Origin of the sequence: Fibrobacter succinogenes subsp. succinogenes S85 (assembly GCF_000146505.1) — a bacterium.
Lineage (GTDB): Bacteria > Fibrobacterota > Fibrobacteria > Fibrobacterales > Fibrobacteraceae > Fibrobacter > Fibrobacter succinogenes.
In genome coordinates this window covers 1,821,829-1,844,830 of record NC_017448.1, presented here as the reverse complement: position 1 = coordinate 1,844,830, position 23,002 = coordinate 1,821,829, and the positions used below count along the sequence as shown (strand labels likewise).

At 49.2% G+C, this 23,002-nt stretch carries 19 protein-coding genes and 1 riboswitch; of the genes, 12 read left to right on the top strand and 7 right to left on the bottom strand.

The features are described 5' to 3' along the window. Nucleotides 1–2 precede the first annotated feature (2 nt). From FSU_RS07560 to FSU_RS07535, 6 genes are all read left to right on the top strand, one after another. Nucleotides 3–1,067, top strand: a complete 1,065-nt coding sequence (locus FSU_RS07560) for an MBL fold metallo-hydrolase (protein ID WP_014545862.1) — start codon at nucleotides 3–5, stop codon at nucleotides 1,065–1,067. A gap of 206 nt (nucleotides 1,068–1,273) precedes the next feature. Then, nucleotides 1,274–2,938, top strand: a complete 1,665-nt coding sequence (locus tag FSU_RS07555) for a putative transporter (protein WP_014545861.1) — start codon at nucleotides 1,274–1,276, stop codon at nucleotides 2,936–2,938. 525 nt (nucleotides 2,939–3,463) lie between these two features. Then, entirely contained in the window at nucleotides 3,464–3,652 is a 189-nt protein-coding gene (locus FSU_RS07550; protein WP_014545860.1) for a hypothetical protein, read from the top strand. A 331-nt stretch (nucleotides 3,653–3,983) separates the two neighbouring features. Next, nucleotides 3,984–4,367 (top strand): hypothetical protein, encoded by a 384-nt coding sequence (locus FSU_RS07545; protein WP_015731925.1) that lies wholly within the window; start codon nucleotides 3,984–3,986, stop codon nucleotides 4,365–4,367. 9 nt (nucleotides 4,368–4,376) lie between these two features. Then, complete coding sequence (locus tag FSU_RS07540; RefSeq protein ID WP_014545858.1) at nucleotides 4,377–5,000, top strand: protein kinase family protein; 624 nt, start codon at nucleotides 4,377–4,379, stop codon at nucleotides 4,998–5,000. After that, nucleotides 4,997–5,245, top strand: a complete 249-nt coding sequence (locus FSU_RS07535) for a hypothetical protein (protein WP_015731924.1) — start codon at nucleotides 4,997–4,999, stop codon at nucleotides 5,243–5,245. The genes FSU_RS07540 and FSU_RS07535 overlap by 4 nt, the downstream gene beginning before the upstream one ends. A gap of 284 nt (nucleotides 5,246–5,529) precedes the next feature. Here the strand turns inward: FSU_RS07535 and FSU_RS07530 are convergent, their stop codons facing one another. Together FSU_RS07530 and FSU_RS07525 are read right to left on the bottom strand one after the other, a co-directional pair. Continuing rightward, nucleotides 5,530–6,531 carry a bile acid:sodium symporter family protein gene (locus FSU_RS07530; protein WP_015731922.1) on the bottom strand — a complete coding sequence of 334 codons (1,002 nt, stop codon included), beginning with the start codon at nucleotides 6,529–6,531 and terminating at the stop codon, nucleotides 5,530–5,532. A gap of 154 nt (nucleotides 6,532–6,685) precedes the next feature. Then, a complete protein-coding gene (locus FSU_RS07525) occupies nucleotides 6,686–7,963 on the bottom strand; it encodes an O-acetylhomoserine aminocarboxypropyltransferase/cysteine synthase family protein (protein ID WP_014545857.1) in 1,278 nt (425 codons plus the stop codon). 299 nt (nucleotides 7,964–8,262) lie between these two features. Here FSU_RS07525 and FSU_RS07520 point away from each other — a divergent pair, with 299 nt between their 5' ends. The 5 genes from FSU_RS07520 (at nucleotide 8,263) to FSU_RS07500 (ending at nucleotide 13,903) form a co-directional block, all read left to right on the top strand. Continuing rightward, nucleotides 8,263–9,381: a hypothetical protein gene (locus FSU_RS07520; protein WP_155808735.1), complete on the top strand. Its 1,119-nt coding sequence runs from the start codon at nucleotides 8,263–8,265 to the stop codon at nucleotides 9,379–9,381. Nucleotides 9,382–9,412: 31 nt separating this feature from the next. Beyond that, on the top strand, nucleotides 9,413–10,375 hold the full coding sequence (locus FSU_RS07515) for a DMT family transporter (RefSeq protein ID WP_015731920.1): 963 nt from the start codon (nucleotides 9,413–9,415) through the stop codon (nucleotides 10,373–10,375). Nucleotides 10,376–10,438: 63 nt separating this feature from the next. Next, a riboswitch (cobalamin riboswitch) is annotated at nucleotides 10,439–10,631 on the top strand. Between the two features lie 66 nt (nucleotides 10,632–10,697). Continuing rightward, on the top strand, nucleotides 10,698–11,282 hold the full coding sequence (locus FSU_RS07510; protein ID WP_157747940.1) for a TonB-dependent receptor: 585 nt from the start codon (nucleotides 10,698–10,700) through the stop codon (nucleotides 11,280–11,282). Between the two features lie 27 nt (nucleotides 11,283–11,309). After that, a complete protein-coding gene (locus FSU_RS07505) occupies nucleotides 11,310–12,746 on the top strand; it encodes a TonB-dependent receptor (protein WP_157747939.1) in 1,437 nt (478 codons plus the stop codon). Nucleotides 12,747–12,817: 71 nt separating this feature from the next. Beyond that, nucleotides 12,818–13,903 carry a YncE family protein gene (locus FSU_RS07500; protein WP_014545854.1) on the top strand — a complete coding sequence of 362 codons (1,086 nt, stop codon included), beginning with the start codon at nucleotides 12,818–12,820 and terminating at the stop codon, nucleotides 13,901–13,903. A gap of 69 nt (nucleotides 13,904–13,972) precedes the next feature. Here FSU_RS07500 and FSU_RS07495 read toward each other — a convergent pair whose 3' ends face one another. After that, the gene (locus tag FSU_RS07495) at nucleotides 13,973–15,112 is read right to left on the bottom strand and encodes a sigma-54 interaction domain-containing protein (protein ID WP_014545853.1); all 1,140 of its coding nucleotides are present in this window, start codon (nucleotides 15,110–15,112) and stop codon (nucleotides 13,973–13,975) included. A 309-nt stretch (nucleotides 15,113–15,421) separates the two neighbouring features. Here FSU_RS07495 and FSU_RS07490 point away from each other — a divergent pair, with 309 nt between their 5' ends. Further along, the gene (locus tag FSU_RS07490; protein WP_420805942.1) at nucleotides 15,422–17,479 is read left to right on the top strand and encodes a glutamine synthetase III family protein; all 2,058 of its coding nucleotides are present in this window, start codon (nucleotides 15,422–15,424) and stop codon (nucleotides 17,477–17,479) included. Nucleotides 17,480–17,577: 98 nt separating this feature from the next. On the opposite strand, the gene FSU_RS07485 is transcribed toward FSU_RS07490, so the two are convergent. From FSU_RS07485 to FSU_RS07470, 4 genes are all read right to left on the bottom strand, one after another. Next, nucleotides 17,578–18,978 (bottom strand): sodium:solute symporter family protein, encoded by a 1,401-nt coding sequence (locus FSU_RS07485; protein WP_014545851.1) that lies wholly within the window; start codon nucleotides 18,976–18,978, stop codon nucleotides 17,578–17,580. A 3-nt stretch (nucleotides 18,979–18,981) separates the two neighbouring features. Further along, the gene (locus FSU_RS07480; protein WP_015731919.1) at nucleotides 18,982–21,201 is read right to left on the bottom strand and encodes a YgiQ family radical SAM protein; all 2,220 of its coding nucleotides are present in this window, start codon (nucleotides 21,199–21,201) and stop codon (nucleotides 18,982–18,984) included. Between the two features lie 76 nt (nucleotides 21,202–21,277). Further along, the gene (locus tag FSU_RS07475) at nucleotides 21,278–22,288 is read right to left on the bottom strand and encodes a fibrobacter succinogenes major paralogous domain-containing protein (protein ID WP_014545850.1); all 1,011 of its coding nucleotides are present in this window, start codon (nucleotides 22,286–22,288) and stop codon (nucleotides 21,278–21,280) included. A gap of 26 nt (nucleotides 22,289–22,314) precedes the next feature. Then, a complete protein-coding gene (locus FSU_RS07470) occupies nucleotides 22,315–22,974 on the bottom strand; it encodes an epoxyqueuosine reductase QueH (RefSeq protein ID WP_014545849.1) in 660 nt (219 codons plus the stop codon). Nucleotides 22,975–23,002 lie beyond the last annotated feature (28 nt).

The following is a 23,002-nucleotide window of genomic DNA, read 5'->3' as shown; positions in this document are numbered from 1 at the left end:
TTATGATTATCGCACTTTCGACCCTTTTTATTTTGGGAACCGTTGGCGTGCTGTTCCTGAACCAAGCGAAATTTGGGCGTATTCCGCAAGGTAAACGCCTTGAACGCATTAAGCAGTCACCACATTACGATGGCCAGAAGTTCGTGAATGACGAAAAGACTGTCACAATGACGGGTGATAAGAACTTGTTTGAAACGACGCTTGAATTCTTGTTCGGCAAAAGGTCGCAAACCGTTCCCGATACAGCGCTGACGGTTGTCAAGACGGACTTAAAATCGCTACCGCAGGACCGTGATTGGATTGTCTGGTTTGGACATTCTTCGTATCTGATGAACTTGTCCGGGAAAAAGATCCTTGTGGATCCCGTGTTTTATCAGGGCTCGCCAGTAAGCTTTGTGAACAAGATGTTCAAGGGAACAGACGTTTACAAGCCTGTTGACATGCCGGATATCGATTACCTGGTGATTTCGCATGACCACTGGGATCATCTGGATTATCAGGCCGTGAAAGAACTCGAACCGCGCGTAAAGCGTGTGGTGACGGGACTTGGCGTGGGTGAACATTTTGAATACTGGGGTTACCCTGTCGAAAAACTCGTGGAACTTGATTGGTGGGAAACTGTTGACTTGGAAGCGGCTGAGGATGCAAAGTTTGTGGTGACATCGACACCTGCTAGACATTTTTCGGGTCGTGGGATAAGGCCGAATAAGTCGCTGTGGTCCTCGTTTGTGTTCAATACTCCGAAACGCACTGTTTGGATTGGTGGTGATAGCGGTTACGGCAAGCATTTCAAGAAGATTGGTGAAAAATTTGCAGATATCGACCTCGCCATTCTCGAGAACGGGCAGTACAATGAAGATTGGAACCAAATTCATGCCTTGCCCGAACAGCTCAGTAAAGAAATGCTGGACTTGAATGCCAATCGATACATGACGGTTCATCATTCCAAGTTCTGCTTGGCTTATCATTCTTATTTCGAACCGCTCGAAAACGCAAAACGCGCCGCTCAGGAATCAGGAAAGCTTGTGCTTATGCCGCAAATGGGCGAAGTAGTGTATCTGGAGTAGTTTTTGCCGAGAATCTGTAAGGGGTAGACTTTTTTGTTTGCCTTTTGTAGCGCGGTAAAATTATATTAATACTAGCAACTGGAGGGGCGTAAATTGCGCAAATGCGTTATCTATCATTTTTCGTTATTAATCTAATATGAATAATCTATTAGTCATTATTAATCTCCTAAACTAAATTTGGGTGCGAAAAAAAGAAGGTGTATAAAATGGACTGGCTAATTGACCTGTTTGCAAAGCCCTCCGTAGGGCAACAAGTACTCGCGCTATCCTTGACGGCTGCCATCGGCATCATGCTGGGCAAGGTCAAGGTGAAAGGCGTGAGCCTTGGGGGAGCTGGCGCTCTTTTCGTAGGAATCCTTCTCGGTCATATCGGAATGCGAATCGAGCCCAGCGTTCTTCATTTTATGCAGGAATTTGGCCTCATTCTCTTTGTCTATACAATCGGTATGCAAGTAGGCCCGGGCTTTATTGACTCCATAAAGCGACACGGTCTGGTGCTCAACATTCTTGCGGTGAGTATCGTCCTCCTGGGTGTACTTGCTACCGTTCTTATTTACTTTACGACGAACATGCACGATAACGTGCCGGTGCTGATTGGCATGCTTTGCGGTGCCGTGACGAACACCCCGTCGCTCGGTGCTGCGAATTCTGCTCTGACGGCGGCTGGCGTAGACGCTTCACTCACGGGCGTTGGCTATGCGGTGGCTTACCCGTTCGGCGTGATTGGCATTATCCTCGTGATGATTCTTGTGCGCGTGTTCTTTAGGCAAAAGCCGGAAGTTGCTGCCGCAGAATACCAGAAAGAAATTGCAGAACAGTCCAAGGAAATCGTCTCTTGCACGCTCCGTGTGGATAACGTAAATCTTGTGGGCTGCAAGATCAAGGACATTCCGGGGCTCATCTCTTCGGGTGCTGTGGTAACGCGCCATGCTCGCGATCAGGTGATTAACATGCCGAAGGGCGATATGACGCTTGAGCTCCATGACTTGGTGCATGTCGTCGGTATGCCGGATGCGATTGAGAGTTTGCAGAAGATTATTGGCGAAAAGCAAGAAAACCCGATTACGCTCCAGAAGTCGAATTTGGCGGTCAAGACGATTCTCGTGACGAACAAGAAAATTCTTGGCAAGAGCATTCAGCAGCTTGCGCTCAATGACCGCTTTGGCGTGACCGTGAGCCGAGTGACGCGTGGCGGATTTAAGTTTACCGGGCGCCTCGATATCCGTGTGAAGTTTGCAGATAAGTTGCTCGTTGTCGGTACGCCGGAAAGCATTGCCGCTGCCGCGAAGGAATTGGGTGACTCGCTCACGGCGCTTGACCATCCGGAAATTCTCCCCGCATTCCTCGGCATTTTCCTCGGCGTGATTGTCGGTAGCATCCCGGTTGCGATTCCTGGCATGCCGACTCCGCTCAAACTCGGCCTTGCTGGCGGCCCGCTGATTGTCGCGATTATCCTCAGCCGTAAACGTAAGATTGGCCCGCTCAACTTCTTCATGGCGAACAGCGCAAACCTCATGCTGCGTGAACTCGGCATTACGATATTCCTCAGCTGCGTGGGTCTCAATGCAGGTATCAAGTTCTTCGATGTGCTCTTGAATGGCGACGGATTCTACTACATGGCGCTCTCGGCGATTATCACGTTCTTCCCGCTGATGATTGTGGCGATTGTTGGCAAGGCGGTGTTCAAGGTCAATTACCTTTCGCTTTGCGGTGTGCTTGCAGGTGCAACGACAGACCCTCCGGCTCTCGCGTTCGCAAACGGCCTCAGCAATTCCGAAGCGACAAACGTTGGTTACGCATCTGTTTATCCGCTCACGATGTTACTGAGAATCTTGAGTGGGCAAGTGCTTGCGATACTGCTAATCTCTTAGAACGCTGGCGAGATGCGCGATTGAATGTAAGTCAAGGTGCGCGCGGCGCGATAACAGTTATTTTGGTTTTCCTGGTCATAACAAAGGGCGGCTCGAAAGGGCCGCCCTTTTCAAATGTTTTGAAATCCGATGTAATCGGAGTTGTCATTCTTGTGTGATGAGAAAATTTTGATAGAAATAAAGCAGCGTCGTACATTTGTCCGATGCGGTTTTATTTTTTTTTTGCTGGGAGAGACTTGACGTGTTTTGGGAAATATCTTATATTAGGGTTAAAGCCGTTCAAGCTACTTATGTAGATACGGCCATTATCATGATTGACTTTGTAGCCTTTTCTGTTACATAAGTCGCTTTAGCTTGGTGCCGATATAATTTGGTGAATTATGGTTGGCTCAAGTCTAGCTGATGCTCCATTATTCGGTCTGTGAAGACAGATTCCAAATAATCCGAACAGCTAATGTAAATCCAATAAATTCATTTTTAGCTCTATCCCAGAAAGTCTGATTAATGGACTTCAAGGAGAATAACATGAAAAAGGACAATTGGAATCAGTTTATTGACGAGCACATCAATGATGATGAATTTGAGCAAGAACAAGAAGATGGTTACGTTGATGAAGAAGACGACTTCGCCAGATCGTTCAATGCCGGATGGGATTATGAACCGCCTTCGGATGAGGATGAAGAAGGTGATGGCGAAGAAGAGGAAGACGCTTGACCGACCATAAATTGCGCATAACGGTGTTTTTCGTTACGTAAGTCGCTTTAGCTTGGTGCCGACATAATTCGTTGAATTGTAGTTGGCTCTAGGCGAGATAAAGTCTAGTTGATGCTCGCTTATTCGGACAGTGAAGACTGATGCCAAATAAGTCGAGCTGCTAGTGTAAATCCATATAAATGCTTTTTCGGTAGCCTTGCTGCTATTGAAAAAATAGAGAAAATGGCCGGTACGGTCTAGAAAACTGCTGCCGGCTGCTTTTTCACTTTTGACTCTAGTCTCTGAAATAGAGGGCGTGATTAATGTGAATGATTTAAAATGGAGATTTTCAATGAAACTACATGATGACATTTTTATTAAAAATGAACTTACCAAACTCAAGTGCTTGATTATGCAGTCTAGCGAACGCAATATTGTATCTGTTCAGCAGGCGTTAAGCCGTGTTGCTGCTTCTTATGAGAGAGCGGTGAATGGCGTTGGAATGCATCGCTTTGGCGAGGGCAAATTTTGCTTCGAGAGTGGTTTTGTTAACGATTCTGGAGAAAGCATTGTGTGTTACTGCATCCCGAATCGATTCAGCAAACGCCAAGCCTTTTGCGTTGGTTTTGCGAAGGCTTCGAACTATGGTTTGGATCTTTCGCAAATTCCTGCTCCTGCAAGGAAAATGAACTTCTTGGACTATGTTAAGGCTCTTCTTCGCACAAAAATTTTCTAGGAGGTTGGAATGTCGTTGAAATGGCTAGAAAAACTTATGCCTCCCGAGTATCGTAAGGTCGAGAAAGAGGCCTGTGATGAAAAAGAGGCTTATTTTGCCCGTGAATCGAAGGAATCCTTGATTCTTGCGATGGCGTGCAAAATATCTCGTAAGGATTTTCTGCCTGAAATACGTTCCTTTGACGGTGTAGATTTGCTTCGGTCTTTGGAAAAGCCTAATTCTTGTATCGTTGATTTTCGCGATGTTGTGGTAAACGGTGTGCTTTGCCGTTATTACATTACGAAGGATCAGACGAAGGAGAAAGTGTGCTACTTCCTGAATTTGTATGTGTGTAAAGGCCGAAAGATAGTTCGCTTGTTCGTTTCTGGCGAGGAACGTGGTAATTCATACCAACGAAGGTCTATTCACGAGGACGAGTATCGCAAAATTGTCGCTGACGTTTTCGGAACCTCCTCAGAGAATACTGGGTATGATTGTATATATAGGATGCCGCGCAAAGGGTGTTGTTATAGCTTGGGCGAGGACCCATTCTATGATGACCTCTATCCTGAGCATCCGTTGACACAGCTGAGACTTCTCGTGAAGTCTGTTGTGTGTAAAGTTGGTAAAGTTGACGCAAAGGAGGCTGCATGACAGCTCGAAATGTAACTGTGGAAAATGAAGTCGTTGAACATAGCTGGACTGCGGATTGCATCCGTGCTGGTTCTGTTGACGAAATCGTTTTGGCGGTTCGTGCCTTTGCCGAAGATATTGAAAGAATGGCTCGCGAAAACCTGGACGGAAAAATCTGTGTTGATTGCCGTGCGGGGACGTTTGGGGCTTTTAAGATGCGTTCTCTGTCGCAATTGGATGACCAATTGATGACGGAGACGAAATAATTCCTAATAAATGTGATGCGAAAACGGAGCCCCGATTGGGACTCCGCTTTCCTTTAAACATAAGGCTCCCTGGTAGACGACATTAATTGTCGCACCTCGGAGTTAGATTATGACAAAACGAGGATTTTAAAATGAACAAAAAGAGACCTCCGTTGACTCCTGTTGTGCGCTTCAAACTTTTTATTGTTTTTGTGGGTATGGCAATTATTTGGTATTTCGCGCAGATGTTGGTGTACGTGGAGGTGCTAATTATTTTGAAGAGGCTGGGTGAACGTTTTTAGCTTTTACCCTTGCACTGCTTTCTTCTTGTCCATGTGTGCGTAGATGCCGGCGAGGATTGTTCCGCTGATGGAATGGTAGGCGCAGCTGATGGCGCATGGCACAACGCAGAGGGCGGCTTCCGGGTGGAGGGCGAGATTCTCTGGGTTGGCGAAGAATGCGCCGGCAAGGACTGTTGCCATGCCTGCATTCTGCACGCCGACTTCGATGGAGATGGTGCGCTTCTTGGCGGTGTTGAATTTGAACAAACGACCAACGCTGTAGCCGAGCACGTAGCCGAGACCATTGTGCAAGAATACCACTGCGAGAATGAGGGCGATAAGTCCAAAGCCGTTTGTCAAAAGCTGCGGGCGAACGGTCACGATGACGCCACCGACGATTAACGCAAGGCCGATAACGCTCACGGCGGGCATGTTCGATTGGAATTCCTTGAAGCCTGCGCGTTTACCAAAGAAGTAGTTGCAGGTGAAACCGATTGCAATCGGGAAGACGGTCACGTAAAGGATGTTGAGGAACATGCCGACGGCGTTCACTTCGATGCTCGTGTCAGCAAGCCAAAGGACCAAAAGCGGAGTCATGAGCGGAGCGAGAAGTGTGCTTGCCATGGTCATGCTCACGGAATAGGTCACGTCGCCTTTAGCCAAGAAGCTCATAACGTTACTTGAAACGCCGCCTGGGCAGCAACCGACTAGGATGATGCCGATGGCCAAATACGGGTCAAGCCCGAAGACTTTCGTGAGTGTAAATGCGACGAGCGGCATGATGGTGTATTGCGCGACGGCGCCGAGAAAAATGTCGCCAGGACGTTTCATCAAGTTGCGGACATCGTCCATGGTAATGGTAAGGCCCATGCTGAGCATGATGATGCCGAGAATAATCGAGCTTGTGTTGCCGTGAACCCAGCCAAAAAGCATGGGGATGAAAAATGCGATGACTGCACATGCGATGACGAAAAGCGATGTGTATGTCGATAAAAAGCGGCTAACAGCCCTTATTAAATTAAGCATTGTTATATCCTTCTTTTTGAGGTGCCCTAAATATAGGCATATATGCGGGACGTGGCTATATGAAAATGGTGACTAAATGTCAAAAAAATACGGCACCGTTTTTGCGGTGCCGTGCAGAATTTAGTTGTGAAATCGCAGATTTCTCAGTTGCAAATTACACTTTTTCGAGAGCCTGCGTGAGGTCGGCGATAATGTCTTCGACATTTTCGATACCGACGCTGAAGCGGATGAGGTCCGGTGCAACGCCTGCTTCGATGAGCTGTTCGTCGGTGAGCTGACGGTGCGTATGGCTTGCCGGGTGCAGCACGCAGCTACGGGCGTCGGCCACGTGGGTCACGATGCAGATCATCTTGAGGCTATCCATGAACTGGATGGACTTTTCACGACCGCCCTTGATACCGAACGTGAGAACGCCGCACGGGAGGCCGCCCTTGAACTGCTTCTGGGCAAGTTCATAGTACTTGTCGCCTTCGAGGCCAGCGTAGTTAACCCAAGCGACCTTCGGGTGGTTCTTGAGGAACTTGGCGCAGGCGAGAGCGTTTTCACAGTGACGCGGCATGCGGAGGTGCAACGTTTCGAGACCGACGTTCAGGAGGAATGCGTTCTGCGGAGACTGGATAGAACCGAAGTCGCGCATGAGCTGTGCGGTTGCCTTCGTGATGTAAGCGCCCTTGCCGAAAGCCTTCGTATAGGCGAGACCGTGGTAGCTCGGATCCGGTTCGGTGAGGCCCTTGAAACGGTCATGGTTTGCTTCCCAGTCAAAGTTGCCGCTATCGACAATGCAGCCACCGACTGCCATGGCGTGGCCATCCATGTACTTGGTCGTGGAGTGGGTCACGATGTCAACGCCGAATTCGATCGGACGGCAGAGAATCGGAGTCGGGAAGGTGTTGTCGACGATCATCGGAACGCCGTGCTTGTGGGCGAGATCAGCAAAGCGCTTGAGGTCCAAGACCTTGCCTGCCGGGTTTGCGACGGTTTCGCCGAAGACGCACTTGGTGTTCGGGCGGAAAGCCTTTTCGATTTCTTCGTCGGAAGCGTCCTGGTCAACGAACGTGCATTCGATGCCGAGCTTCTTCATGGTCACAGAGAAGAGGTTGCTCGTACCGCCGTAAATAGCGGAAGTGCTGATGAAGTGGTCGCCGGATTCGCAAATGTTGAAAACGGCGTAGAAGTTTGCAGCCTGACCGGAACTCGTGAGCATAGCAGCCACACCACCTTCGAGAGCGGCGATCTTGTTGGCGACGGCGTCGTTCGTCGGGTTCTGCAGACGGGTGTAGAAGTAGCCGGATGCCTTCAGGTCGAACAAGTCGGCCATGTCATTGGTCGTTTCGTACTTGAACGTGGTGCTCTGGTAGATGGGGAGAACGCGCGGTTCGCCATTTTTCGGCTGCCAACCGCCCTGAATGCAAAGAGTTTCGATTTTGGACATTTTTTAGAATCCTTTATAAAATTTTTATGTTGTGTAATATAGTTAGATTCTATAGCGTAGTCTAGTAAAAAGATTTCCAAAAATGGCGGAAAAACAGAAAGTATTGGTAAAATTAGGTAAAAGTTATAGATAGTAATAGGAAAACGTTATAACTGTGAAATGTATTTTGAACAGCTTCTTTTGTTTCTAATACTGTTTATTATATGGAAAGATGTCGTGTTTCGCATTTTTTTTGTAAATTAAGAACAAAGAAAGAGAGAAAAATGCGCTTTTCGAGAAATATTTTTTGCTCAAGTGTTTTGGCACTTTGTCTTGTCGCATGTAGTGACGAATCCGCTGCGATAAATGATGCTTTTGTTGCGATTTTCTCTAGCAGTGAAACGTTTAACGAATCGTCTAGCGAAATGTCTGGGAACAGTGTGGTTTCTTCGGGTGATGCGTTGTCGTCTGAAAACTTGATTTCTTCAAGTAGCGAGGTTGAGGCTACGTCTAGTACTGCGGTTTCATCTTCTTCGGTATCTCGTTTTGAAGGAATTGTTTTTCGAAATGGTGACAAGAAAACAGCTGTCCAAAAGTCTGACATCGATTCTGTTAAAACTCAGACCGCGGGGCGTTTTTGGCTTGTGATGAGGGATCCCCTAAACCAAAAAGAAACAGAATCCCTTGAAAATATTGGAATTTACAGACAACGTTGCTATGAAGGCTATCGGTATTATCTGTATGACTATAATGGTCCCTCCCGAGATGATTTGGGGTACATGTGTCTTTGCCTTATGAAGGCGGAAAAAGATGTCCAGAAGAGTGCTATCGATTCACGGATTAACGAATTCTACAACTCATTTGATGCGGATGAAACGGTGGCGGAAGGCATTGTCTGGGAATCCCGAGATCAGAAAACGGTGGTCAAAAGATTTGGCGATGATTCCCTTATGACGCAAGCCGCAGGGCGTTTTTGGCTTATTACGGATTATTCGTTGAACAAAGAAGCAAGAGCATCTCTTGAAGCTTTCGGAGTAGAAACGCTAAGCTGTTCTGCTCTCCATACCGAAAGTTTGGACATGGGCATTTGCTTTATGAAGGGGGCTCGCGATATTCAAAAGGCCACCATGGATTCCTTGATTGTAGGGTTTTATAACACGTTCAGTGTTGATGATACGACAAAGCTGGAATTTGATTACACGGGGGCGCATTGGGTTTTTGAAGATGTGTCTTTTGAAATTGTTGTCGGCTGCTGGGAAGATGTCCCAATGGATGCTTGCAAAGAAATTGTGAAAACTTGCAAAGGCGAGGATGCCGCATTGGATCGATCAGTCATTCTTAGCACAGCTACGAGAGAAACGATTGATTGTCTTTTATCGAATAAAGATGTAAATCGTGTGGAACCTGTGCGATATGGGGAACCAACCGTTATAGATTGACGGCTTTAGAAAAAAACTATCTTTGCGGTTGATGAAACCGGCTCCGATTAAAGATTTTGAATCTTCTGCAAACGCTTCGCGCGGTCTTGCGCTTTGGCATGTCCTTGCGATTGGGACGATTGCGTTTTGGGGCACGAGTTTTGTGAGCACGAAGGTGCTCTTGAATCACGGCTTCTCGGCGGTGCAGATTTTCACGTTGCGTTTTACGGTGACGTACTTGTTGCTGCTAGCGATGACTCATAAACAATTCCGTTGCGAAAACTGGAAACACGAACTGATTTTGTGCTTGTGTGGGCTCACGGGTTGCACGCTTTACTTTTGGGCGGAAAATACGGCGCTTTCGATTTCGCCGTCGAGCAATGTCTCGTTGATTGTCTGCACGAATCCGCTATTGATTATGATTTTTGGCGGCCTCATCTATAAGAGTGAGCGTCTAGTCAAACGGCAGATTTTCGGGTGTGTGATTACGTTTATCGGCATGGTGCTTGTGGTGCTGAATGAAAAGTTTATTCTAAAGCTTTCGCCGGTGGGCGACTTGCTTGCGTTTGGCTCGTCGTGTATGTGGGCTATTTATTCCTTGATTGTACGGCCGCTCAATTATAAATACTCTACGTTGTTTATAACGCGTAAGATGTTTTTCTATGGAGCGCTTTCGTCAATAATCATTATGCTTGGAGAAACCGCGATTGCTCCAAACGAGGCGGGGGCGGGGCGGTTCCTCGGAGTCCCGTGGCAGAACTTTGCGGAGCCGGTTGTGTCGCTCAACTTCCTTTGCCTTACGGTGTTTTCGTCGATGTTTGGGTACCTCATCTGGAATAAGGTGTTGAAACAACTCGGAACGGTTTTGGCTAGCAATTATATATACGCAATTCCGCTGGTGACGATTATTACAGCGGTGATTGCTCTTGGGGAACGCATCACGTCGGTCGCGATTGCGGGGGCTGTTGCCATTGTTGCGGGCATGGTCCTTGCGGAATGGAAACCTCGGAAGTGACAAAATTAGGCGGGAGGGGTTGAAATTCCCATATGTTTACTATATTTTTACATAGGTAATGCCTTATGCGGTAAAACGCTGTATCGTATCACCAACGATGCGATATAAGAGAATCCCGTGAAAGCCGGGAACGGTCTCGCCGCTGTAAGGGAGGACGAAACCAGCATAAACCAATGCTTGCCGCAAGGCGGGTGTGAAGGGGCTGGAAGTAGAGTGATCCCCGAGTCAGAAGAACTGTAAGGCACAACGGGCGCTTTGCGCCACGGGTTGTTAAACGGTGCGAAAGACATCGCTTTGCATAGCCACGCGTTTGCGTGGGTGTTTGACTGCGTGCAGTCGTTCTGGCAGTCTCTTGGGCGTTCGCGTGTGCGCGGCCGTACTGCTTGCGAGCGTTTCTAGTTTTTCCGAGGAGTTTATCCAAGATTTAGGCGAGTCCTCCGTTTACGAGACGACGAGTGTTGAAAAGCCTTTGCAGGCGTCTTCGAGCTATGCTGAAGTTTTACCCGAAGCGTGGGAAGGTCGTTCGCTTTCGGCGGCTGAAGTCTTGGCGTCTTTGCCGGGCGTGCAGTACACGCGCCAAGGCGGTGTCGGTAGTTTCCAGACCGTGAGCATCCGCGGAGTCTCGGCAAAGAACATTGTCGTTTGCATGGATGGCATTCCGCTGAATGATGCGTCGGGCGGTGCGGTTGATTTTGGAACGATTGACTTGAATCAGATTGAAAAGATTGAAGTCTATAAGGACCGTGTGCCGGCAAAGTTTGGCGGTCGCGGTATTGGCGGTGCCATCAACTTTATCACGAAAGGTTCGAAACCTGCCGAAGTAGCCCTCAAGCCTGAAGAGAAAAAGTCGGGACGCGTGCTTTTAAGTTACGGCAGCCACAACACGTGGGAGGCTTCGACGCAGTAGCTCTCCCGCTTGACGGATAGCGCCTCGGTGAGTGCGTCTTTGTCGGCGCGGCATAGCGATAACGATTACGAATTTGATAGCCAGAACGGAACGCCGTACAATCCCGATGACGATTTTACGGATACGCGCAGGAACGCTGAATTTACGGAATATTCTGGGCTTGCCAAAGTTCGCGTCTTGCATGCGAATGGTGTGTTTTCGACTTTGAATTTTAACTTTAGCCGTTCTGAAGGCGGTAACCCAGGACGCGATGACGACCAAACGTCTGTGGCGGGCTACAAGGGCGAGTTTGTACAGACGACGTATCGTGCAGAACTTCCGCAGTTGCTCGGTTGGCTTTGGTTGGAACTTTCGCTGACGGGAAAGTATGAAAAGGCGACTTCGCATTCGTATTATCCATTGGATCATCTGGGCTATACGATGTCTGGAATGCAGGAATATGGTGCTGCGGGTTATAGCCTCGCCCCTGAAATCGTTGCCAGTTGTTTGGGAGAACGGCTAGAAGCGAATTTGCGTTTATCCTTGGATGCGTCCTATTATGAAAAGCGGGGGACGTCGTCGAGTAAATGGAACTTGATGCGTGTTGCGACGAATATCTCTGGTGATGTTTCTTATGATGTTGTTCGAAACCTTTCTGTAGGCGGTGAAGCTTCGGCGTTAATTGTCAAGGATGATATTCATGGTGGAAAATTTGTTCAGCCTACGACATCAGTTGTGCTGAAAACAGCGAAAGACCGTAATGTTTCGTGGTCTGGACGAGGCTTTGTGCGCTATGATGCACCGAATTCTCGGTTCGGTGGCAACTTGAGTTTTGGACGATTTGTTCGTACGCCACAATTGATGGAGCTTTATGGTGTTTATCCAGGAATGCTCTCAAATCCTGATTTGAAGGATGAATCGGCGTTGCGTTTTGAAGTCGGTGGCTATTATATGATTCCCAAAAGCAATACCGCAATTCGCGCAACGTATTTTGAAACCGATTTGGATAATGGAATTTATTGGTTGGTGAGTGCAGGTATTTCAAAACCGAAGAATGTTGGAGAAGCGCATATTCGTGGGCTTGAAGCGGAACTCGAAAGTAGGCCGAAAAAATGGCTTTCCGTGGTTTTACGTGCGACATTCCAAGATGCTGAAGATCGTAGCGATGAAAAGTATTACTATGGCAAACAACTCCCGAATGAACCTGCGCGTTCGTATTATGCGGAGGCTCGATTTGATTTGCCGTTCCATCTTGATTTGACATGGACTTCGGAATATCGTACCGACATCTTTGATGACCGTGCAAATCGCATAAAACAGCCTGCTGTAGATTTACACCACTTTGCTTTGGGCTATACACCTTTTACGAAAACTCGACTTGTTTTTGCGCTCAGGAACTTGACGGATGAAACTTATAGAAATCCCTATATATCATTCCCGACACCGGGGCGAGAGTACAAATTAACATTAACACAGGGGTTCTAAACCCCGCGCAGAATGGGACTTGCAAAATCTGTAATTCACATCGTCTGCGAAAAACATAAAAAGGAACCACTATGAAAAAATTCCTCATGCTTGCAACGGCATCGTCCCTTGCCCTCTACATGACGGCTTGCTCGGACAACTCCACTTCTGCTGATGATGAACCGCTTAAGCCGGGTTCTGTTTATGCATTTGCGTCTGATGCATATGCGGGTGACGTTGGCGAACTCTATGGAGTGGATGACGACAAATTGTCCGGAACGTCTCTTGAATTCTATCAAGATACCAAGATAATTGGCCTTGATGGTAATCTTTTCGTCCTTGAAAGAAAGGGTAAGGACAACCTTACGCTTGTTGATGTTTCTGAAAATAAGGCAAAATGGCAAAAAAAATTGGATAAAGAAGCCAACCCGAGCGACCTTGTAAAGGCCAATAAAGATGAAGTTTGGGTCTCGTATGAAAATGTCGCTAAAATTGTAAAGGTATCCGTAAAGAATGGAGAAATTACCAAGACTATTAATACGGATAAGTTCTGCCAGGGCGAAGCTTTGTCCCCGAATCTTGTGGATCTTGAAGTGAGTGGCGATACCTTGTTCGCACTCTTTGGCCGTTCTGAAAATTATAATTTTAAGGTTCCGGCTCTCCTTGCTATGTATAAGCTTGATAATGGCGATTTGCTGGATACAATTAGACTTGCGAAGAAAAATCCGATGGCAATGGGCTTTACCAAGGGTAAGCTTTATGTGGCAACCGCTGGTGAATGGAATCTTGAAACCTATCATATGGATGCCGATGATACTCGTGGTATTGAAGTTGTTGACTTTGCTAAGAAGAGTTCCTCGATGGTTGTTGATGGCAAGAAGTTGGGTGGCGGCGTCTGGAATACGATCGTTCTTGCAGATGGCATTGCCTATGCTCCTGTGATTGAACAGTGGGGTAGTGTGTCTCTTGCTGAAGTTGATCTTGCTGAAAAGTCTGTGAAAAAGATTTCTGGCGTGGATGACGTTGAAAGTCTTGCTTATGATGAAGCTACTGGTGTGCTCTACATCGGTGATCGTGGCTCCAAGGCTGCGCTTTATGCATACGAAGATGGCAAGCTGAATAAGATTGAAGCTCCGAAGGATATGCTCCCGGTCTACAGTGTCACAATCGTGAGATAAGTAACGAGAAATAATGGATTCCCGCTTACGCGGGAATGACTTTTTGTCATCCTCGACCTGATCGAGGGGCTAATTCGAGGCGGCTATTCCTAGCCGCCTTATTTTGTATAGCATCATGCGCGGACTCACGGAAAGGTCGCGCCCGGCGGCGCTCATGTTGCCGTCATGACGGCGGAGCGCTTCGCTTAAAATTTCTCGTTCGTAGCTGTCCATCAGCGTAGATAGCGGACTATTCCCTTCGGGGAGCACGGACGTTCCTGATGTGACGTCTGTTTGCAGCGTGGGCGGCAAGTCGTAGGCGTTGATGCAGACATCGGTTGTGGCAAGGCATGCGTGTTCAATGCAGTTTTCAAGTTCGCGCACGTTACCGGGCCAGTGGTAGCTCATGAGCATGTCAATGGCGGGTGAGCTTAATCGCAAAATTTTCTTGCCGTATTTGTAATTCATCTTTTCGATGAAATGGTCTGCTAAAAGCAAAATGTCCGTCTTGCGCTGGATAAGCTCGGGGAGCGAAATCTGGAAAATGTTTAGACGGTAGTAAAGGTCTTCGCGGAACGTGCCGTGCTGCATCATGGCTTCGAGATTTTTGCCTGTGCTTGCGATAAGGCGCACGTTGCAGCGCTGCTCGATGTTACTGCCGAGGCGCTTGAAACTTTGTTCCTGAATAAATTGCAATAGCTTGATTTGCGCGGGGAGCGGCAAGTCGGCGACTTCGTCTAGAAAGAGCGTGCCGCCGTTAGCTTGTTCGGCCTTGCCGATGTGGCGGTTGGTGGCGCCTGTGAAAGCCCCGCGTTCAAAGCCGAAAAGTTCGCTTTCAAAAGAGTTCGCGCCCTCGGTGAGGGCATCGCAGTTTAGCGCTACGAACGGGGAATCTTTGCGTTCCGAAAGCTCGTGAATGCTCCTTGCGACGTATTCCTTGCCGGTGCCTGCCTTGCCGCGGATGAGGACTGTTGCAGCGGTGGGGGCGATTTGGCGGACGAGCTTGCTCACTTCGCGCATTTCGCGCGTGTTACCGATGAGTTCGCCTGGAATACCTTCAATGACGTTGCGGATTTTTTGGCATTCAATTTGGTGTTCCGCTTCGACGGTTTCGAAGTTTTTCTTTAAAATCCCGTGGATGCTCTCTAAAAGTTCGCCACGCTTGCGAACCTTTTGGATTTTCTCGACGATGGCCGCGAAAGTCGTGTTTTCAAGAGCTTCGATATCCATTTTGCGTTTTGGGGAACTCTGTTGCTGCGCCGGGCCTTCGGCAGCCCGACGCAGCTCTAGGAGAGATGAACGTGTTTAATATAGTAATAAATAACGTTCTTGTATTACAAAAATGTAATAAAGTGATATAATTTTACAAAAATGTAATGAAAAGCGCAAAAAATAGGCGATTTTGTACGGTGCAAAGCGCAATTTTCGTTGCTAATTTTGATGCAAACAGAGATAAACCAATAAAAAGACTGGTGAAAAATGAACAATAGTCGTAATAAGGCCATCTACGATATCGCAACTGCTCCGGTGAGTGCTGTGATGCCTGCCGCTCCGGCAAATGTCAATTTCTATGGCGAAGACGTTTTCAATGCCGATGCCATGCGCACCTACCTCCCGAAGGATATTTGCGAAAAGTTGCTCGCAACGATCGATGAGGGCGTGGCTCTTGATCCGAGCATCGCAGGCGATGTCGCTCACGCCATGAAGCGCTGGGCAATGGATCGCGGTGCAACACACTTTACGCATTGGTTCCAGCCTTTGACGGGTTCGACGGCCGAAAAACACGACAGTTTTATTGAACCGTCTGGTGGCAAGGCCATTATGGCTTTCAGCGGTAAGAATTTGATTGTGGGCGAACCGGACGCTTCGAGCTTCCCGAGTGGTGGCTTGCGCTCCACGTTTGAGGCCCGCGGCTATACCGCTTGGGACCCGACTTCTCCGGCTTTCATCAAGCGTCACGGCAATGGTGCTACGCTCTGCATCCCGACTGCATTCTGCAGCTACACCGGTGAAGCTCTCGACAAGAAGACGCCGCTCCTCCGCAGCTTGCAAGCGCTTTCCAAGTCGACTCGCCGCCTCATGACTTGCTTCAAGGCCGGTCCGAAGAAGACGACTGTTACGCTCGGCGCCGAACAGGAATACTTCCTCATCGACAAGAGATTTTATCTGCAACGCCCGGACCTGTATCAGGCCGGTCGTACGATTTTCGGTGCTACTCCTGCAAAGCACCAACAAATGAATGACCATTACTTTGGCAGCATCCCGAGCCGCATCTTGAACTTTATGAACGATGTGGAAAAGGAACTGTGGAAGCTTGGTATCCCGGCAAAGACTCGTCACAACGAAGTGGCTCCGGCCCAGTTCGAACTTGCTCCGCTCTTTGAAGAAGTGAACCTTGCTTGCGACCACAACATGCTTGTGATGGAAACGCTCCGCAATGTGGCGGACCGCTACGGTCTCGTTTGCTTGTTGCACGAAAAGCCGTTTGCAGGCGTGAATGGTTCTGGCAAGCACAACAACTGGAGCCTTTCTTACGGCAAGGGTAATTTGCTCAATCCGGGTAAGGACCCGCATCAGAATGCCGTGTTCCTCACTGCCATTTGCGCCATCATGTATGCCGTCGATACGCATGCTGATTTGCTCCGCATGACTTGCGCAGGTGCTGGTAACGATCATCGTCTCGGCGCTCACGAAGCTCCTCCAGCAATCATCTCCATTTACCTCGGCGATCAGCTCACGGACGTGATTGAACAGCTTGAACAAGGCGTGCCGAAGTCCAGCAAGCAAGCGGGAGCCATGAAGCTTGGCTCTGATACGCTCCCGCCACTCCCGCGTGACGCCACGGACCGCAACAGAACTTCGCCGTTTGCATTTACGGGCAACAAGTTTGAATTCCGTGCACCGGGTTCTAGCCAGAGCTGCTCTGAACCGAACGTTGTCTTGAATACGATTGTCGCTGAAGCTTTTGACATGATCTCTGAACAGCTTGAAAAGCTTGATGACAAGAACTTCCACACGGGCCTGCAAAAGATTTTGCAGAAGATTGTGAAGGAACACAAGCGCATTCTTTACAATGGCAACGGCTACACTGAAGAATGGGTGAAGGAAGCGGAAAAGCGCGGCCTCCCAAACATCCGCACTTCTATGGAAGCACTCAAAGCATTGACGAAGGATGAAAACATTGCGCTCTTTGAAAAGTATGGCGTGATGAACCGTGCCGAAATGGTTTCCCGTTACGAAGTGAATGTGGAAGATTACCACAAACGCATCCACATCGAAGGCGAAATCGCTCGTGACATGGCGAAGAACATCATTATGCCGGCTGTTGTCGAGGCTTACTCCAAGGCGCTCAAGACAAACGAAATGGCTCTCAACCAGGGTTTCCCGGGGCTTGACGGTTACGCCAAGTCGCTCGGCGAAGGCATGAACCGCTTGCTCGCCGCAATTGACGTGATGGAAAAGGCGCTCGGTGGACTCCACGAAGGCATTGTCGATGCGATTGCCACTCTCCGCAAGGAAGTGGATGGCCTCGAAAAGATTGTGCCGAACGAACTTTGGCCGCTGCCGAAGTATCGCGAGATGCTTTTCATCTATTAGTCAAAAGAACGGTGCTGCGCATCTTCAGATGAAAGATTAGTTTCTGTTAGTCTGATTTACAATTAAAAAGTCGCGGGAATGCCTCGCGACTTTTTCTATTATTTCTTTCTCAAGCTTGCCAATGCAAACGCAAGCGATATCGCAATCCCGACAAGCGGCAAGTAAGCGGGGCTTTGGATTTTTGCGGTGGAGGCGAGAATTGCGGGAATGAGTCCGAAGAGCCCGCCGATAATCACGCCTGCGTACCAGAGCGTTTTCTTGACTTTGAATCTTTTGTGCGCGATGATGGCGACCGCGAGCGGGGCGACGATACCCGGCGTGTAAACGGAGTAGGCCATCGTCAAAAGCCCGATGATGTCTTTCCCTTGGAGTGCAAGGTAGGTGGCGATAATGCCGATGACAACGACAGAAATACGCACGACGGAAATGCGGCGCGTGTTCAGAATGTCGCTTCCGAAAATGGCGGCGGAATTGATAAGGCATGTATCTGCCGATGAAAGGAGTGCTGACAAAAGCCCGACGGAAAGGAGGGCGGCAAGCGGGAGTGGGAGCACGCCGGAGGCGAGGCGGAACAGCGGATTCGTGGCGGAGCCTGCTGTAGCAGGGGTGTAAGTGGCGGCCCACATGCCGAGCAAAACGATGATCACGCTAAAGGCGAGTATGGCAAAACTGCCGGCAACAACGGCTTTGCGTGCCGATGTTGCGTCTTTGGCGACGAGGTTTCTAGAAATAACATCGGGACCAAGGAAATAAGCGCCGCCGATAGTGAATAGCATGATGGCTAAATCGCTGGTGCCAAATTTCTCGTTCAAAAGATTGAAGCTGCCGAAAGTCGCGAGTCCCGCGCTATTGACGGTCGAACTGCTGGCGGCGAGATTGCCAGCGGCTTGGAGTGCTGCATTTTCGGCGCCCGAGAATCCGCCGAACAGATAAATGGCGGCGGCGAAAAATCCGAGTGTCAAAATTCCAAATTGCAAAGCGTCGGTACGGACGACAGAAAGCTGCCCGCCCAATAGCGTGTAGACAATGACGATCACAGCGGTAATTAGTACGGATTGCGTCCCGGCCTCGTGACCGAGCACAAGCCCGATAAATCCTGCGACGGCCGCAAATTGTGCGGCGATGATTCCGATCCAAGAAACGGCTATGATTAGAGCGACGAGCTTTCGACCTGTTTTTCCGACTGTCTTTTCTGCAATTTCGGGAAGCGTTCGCACGTCCAGATCGTGAACGGGCTTGCTCAAAAATGCGGCTTGAAACCAGAACCCAATCGCTCCAACGGCGAGCCACCAGAAGGCGGCAAAGCCGATGCTCTCGGCACGTGCGGCAATGCCCACCGTTGCGGATGCCCCAAGGACGGTTGCCATGAGGCTCATGAATACAAACGGGGAACTTTGCTTGCGACCTGCAACAACGTAATCGTCAAAATTTTTGACTTTGAACAAGTCTCGGATGCAGATAAAACCGAGAACAAAGAAGTAAATGAGAAGAAGTTTCATTTTCTATGGCTTTTTGAACGTTGGCTTTTTGAAGCCTTTGCCGTGGGTGCGGCGGCTCGCGAGGTTTATCTCACCGCTGTTGAAACGGTTCTTGTCTTCAACATTGCGGTGTTCGCGGAATGGCGCGTTCTGCTGATTCCCGCGACGGTCAAAATCTCTGCGATCATCAAATCTGCGCTCGCTGTGGAATCCGCGACGTTCTCCCTCGCGTTCAAAACGGTCGCGATTCTCGCCAAAGCGATTTTCACGCGGTTCGTACCCGTCATCGCGCCAGCGGTTCTTGACTTTCTCTTTTTTCGGGCGTAATGCGTTTGTGCGTTCGTCGCGCTTTTGCATTTCGCGATTGCGGAAGTCTTCGTTTTCTTCGCGTTCCTTGCTCGGGAAGTATTCCTTGCCTTCGGCCATTGCCGTGCGGCTCAGCAGCAAGCGGCTGACCTTACCCATCTTGAGGCGTTCCAAGACTTCTCGCAAGTGCGGGCGGTTCGCTGGAATGTACCAGAAGAAGAACTGCTTCTGGTTTGCTTTTTCTTCAGGCGTTTTCGCGACAAAGAGCGGTTTTCCGTCCGGCGTCATTTCGGCGTAGAACATCTCGGTGGCGATAGTCATCGGCGTTGGCGTAAAGTCTTGCACTTGTTCCAACTGGAAACCCAATTGCTTCGTTTCGAGCGCAAGTTCAGCCATGTCGGCTTCGGTGCATCCCGGATGGCTACTGATAAAGTACGGAATCAGCTGTTGCTTTTTGCCGATGCGTTTGCATTCGTCGTCAAAGAATTCCTTGAACTTGTGAAACAGCGTAAAGCTCGGCTTGCGCATTAATTTCAAGACGGCGTCGCTGGTGTGCTCGGGGGCCACTTTCAATCGGCCGCTCACATGGTAGTCGATGAGTTCGCGGGCGTATTCTTCATGGTCCTTGCGGAGTTCTTCATCATCCGTCTCCTGCAAGAGCATGTCGTAACGCACACCACTTCCGATGAACAGGTGCTTCACTTTCGGATGGTTGCGCACTTCGCGATAAAGGCTCAAGATTTCGGCGTGATGTGTGTCCATGTTGTCGCAAATCTTGGGCGTGAGGCAACTTGCACGGGCGCATTTTTGGCAACGGCTCGGATCGCGGCCACGCATGTTGTACATGTTTGCGCTCGGGCCGCCAAGGTCTGTAATCGTGCCGGCAAAGCCTTCCATGTTGGTGACAATTTCGACTTCGCGCAGAATGCTTTCGCGGCTACGGCTTGCGATGAATTTGCCCTGGTGTGCGTTGATGGCGCAAAAACTGCAACCGCCAAAACAGCCGCGGTGCGTGTTGATGCTGAACTTGATCATGTCGAACGCCGGAATGTTGCCGCGTTTTTTGTAGCGCGGGTGCGGTTCGCGGGCGTAGGGGTATTCAAAGCTTTCGTCGAGTTCGCCGTATTCCATCGGCGGGTACGCGGGGTTAATCACCACGGTCTGTTCCGCGACATCTTGCAGAATGCGGTGCTGGAACCACTTGTTGCATTCGATATCCACCCGGCGACAGTTCTCAATTTGGTTCCTCTTGCTTTCCAGACATTCTTCGTAGCTGTAGAGTCGCAAGTCTTCCCACTTACTGTTCTTCGGAACGCTCCCCTTGGGCGCCAAGTAGGCTGTCTGCGGAACGGAATTCAGGCTCGAGAACGGAACGCCTTTTTTGAGCAAACGAACGATTTCTTTCAGCGGCTTTTCGCCCATGCCGTAAACGAGAATGTCGGCCTGCGTATCGAACAGAATGCTCGGTTTGAGTTTGTTGCTCCAGTAGTCGTAATGCGTCACGCGGCGCAAGCTCGATTCGAGTCCGCCAATGAGCAGCGGTACATCGGGGTAGAGCTTCTTCAAAATTTTTGCGTATGTGTATGTCGCGTAATCCGGGCGGAATCCAGCCTTGTTCCCTGGCGTAAAGGCGTCGTCACTGCGGAGGCGCTTTGCGGCGGTGTAGTGGTTCACCATGGAATCCATGCCGCTCGAAATAGCAAAGAAAAGTCTCGGAGTGCCAAGCTTCTTAAAATCGCGCAAGTCATCGCGCCAGTTCGGCTGCGGCAAAATTGCTACGCGCAAACCCTCATGTTCCAAAAGTCGTCCGACAACCGCATGCCCAAAGCAAGGGTGGTCCACGTAAGCGTCGGCGCTGATGATGATCACGTCAACGTAATCCCAACCGAGTTCGTCCAGGTCTTCTTTGCAAATGGGTAAAAATCGAGGATCGTACATAATGGAACTTATGGGGTTAAAAAGTTTATAAACCTAAAGATAGAAAACGCGAGTGCGGGCGAAATTTATTTTCGTCTTACTCGGCGGCCCCTTTGACGCAACGGACGGATAGCCCGGAGTTTGGTTTTGTCAATACGAATCTTGTGTAATCTTCGTTATATTCAAATATGACTAGGGTTGCGAGTGATTCATATTGTGATGTTGAGGCCCACAGGTAGCCCGTTATACCCTTGTTCATGAAGGTCTCTGAGTTTACGATCCCTGCGGCAACGATAGAAAATCCGTATTCGTTTGTGTTTTCAAGGCCGTTTCCCCAGCTGTCAATTGCTTTCAGTGTTGTCCCTGCGCAACGATATACGGGTGGATTTCCGTCTTTTCTCACAATATCGCAAGAGTGCTCTGCGATGAGTTCCTGCCATTCATCTTCGGTGGGTAAATGCCAACCTTCAGGACAAACTTTTTTTGCCGCTTCCCAAGTGTAGAGCCTTCCAAATCTTTTACAGTTTTCAGGTTCGTTGTCGTAGCACCAGCTGTTTATTTCGTCGTTCTCATCGCTCTCGATTTCATAGTTCATGTTTTGTGCGGTCCACACATGGTTACTGATGACGAGGGTGCGGTAAACTTGGTTGTCGCGCTTGTCGAGCATTTCGCCGTATGAAACATCTGGATTCAGATATTCCATGGTGACACAATCGTATTGTTCACAATCGTAAAAGCGGAGCGAGGCGCTGGACTTTGGTGCGCTGGAGCTGGATTCTTCGCTCGCGGAACTGGCGGGCGGCTCCGAGCTAGATGACTTGGCGCTAGAGCTGGAAGATTTGGGTGCGGGCTTGGAACTGCTCGAAGATTCGGCGACCTTGCTTGATGATGACTTTATTTCAACCTTGTTTGAAAAAAAGAGCGTGGTTTTTGTCGGCCGGGAAAACGAGCTTGATGATTGTTCGCTGGAAGAGGATCTGTCGGTTATATCGATGATTTCGATAGCGCTGGATTCGCTTTTTTCGGGTGCAATCGAGGATTCGCCGCTACATGCGTTTGCGACGATACCCCCCAATACAGCCGTTGCGTATATCCATATTCTGTGCATTCTATAAAAGTATATATAATAACGCCTTAAATGTCACGCTCTTTTTTCGCTTCGCGTTCCTCAGCTTCGCGCATGGAGTAGACGCATCCGCAGAAATTCTGGCGGTAGAGGTTGTATTCGTGCGATAGCTGGATGGAACGCTTGTAGCCGCCTTTCTTCTTGAAATCGCTCGGAAGTCGCTTGATGCCGTAGATATCGCACTGTTCCTGCACGACCTCGTTGAGTACTTGGGCGTCCTTCATCGGGCTAATGGTGAGCGTCGTCGTGAAGTAGTCGCAGTTCAGTTCTTTGGCGAGTCTCGCCGATTCGGCAAGGCGGAGCTCAAAGCACTTGCGGCAGCGTTTGCCGCCTTCGGGTTCCTTTTCAAGCCCGCGGGCGACATCGTAAAACTTTTTCGGGTCGTATTCGCCCTCGACGAGCGTAACTGGGTACTTTGTCTTAAATTCGGCGACAAAGCGCTTGATTTCGTTTACGCGATGCTGGTATTCTTCGGTGGGGGCGATGTTCGGGTTGTAATAGAAAAGCGTAATCTTGAAGTACTGCGAAAGGTATTCAATTGTGTAGCTGCTGCACGGCGCGCAACAGGCGTGCAACAGAAGCGTCGGCACTTCACCCGTGCGCTCAAGCCTGCGTATGATGCGGTCCAGGTCTACCTGGTAATTGTGTTTTGGTGCAGCCGTTTCCATGTCTCTATCGCCTTTCGTCTCTCGTCTC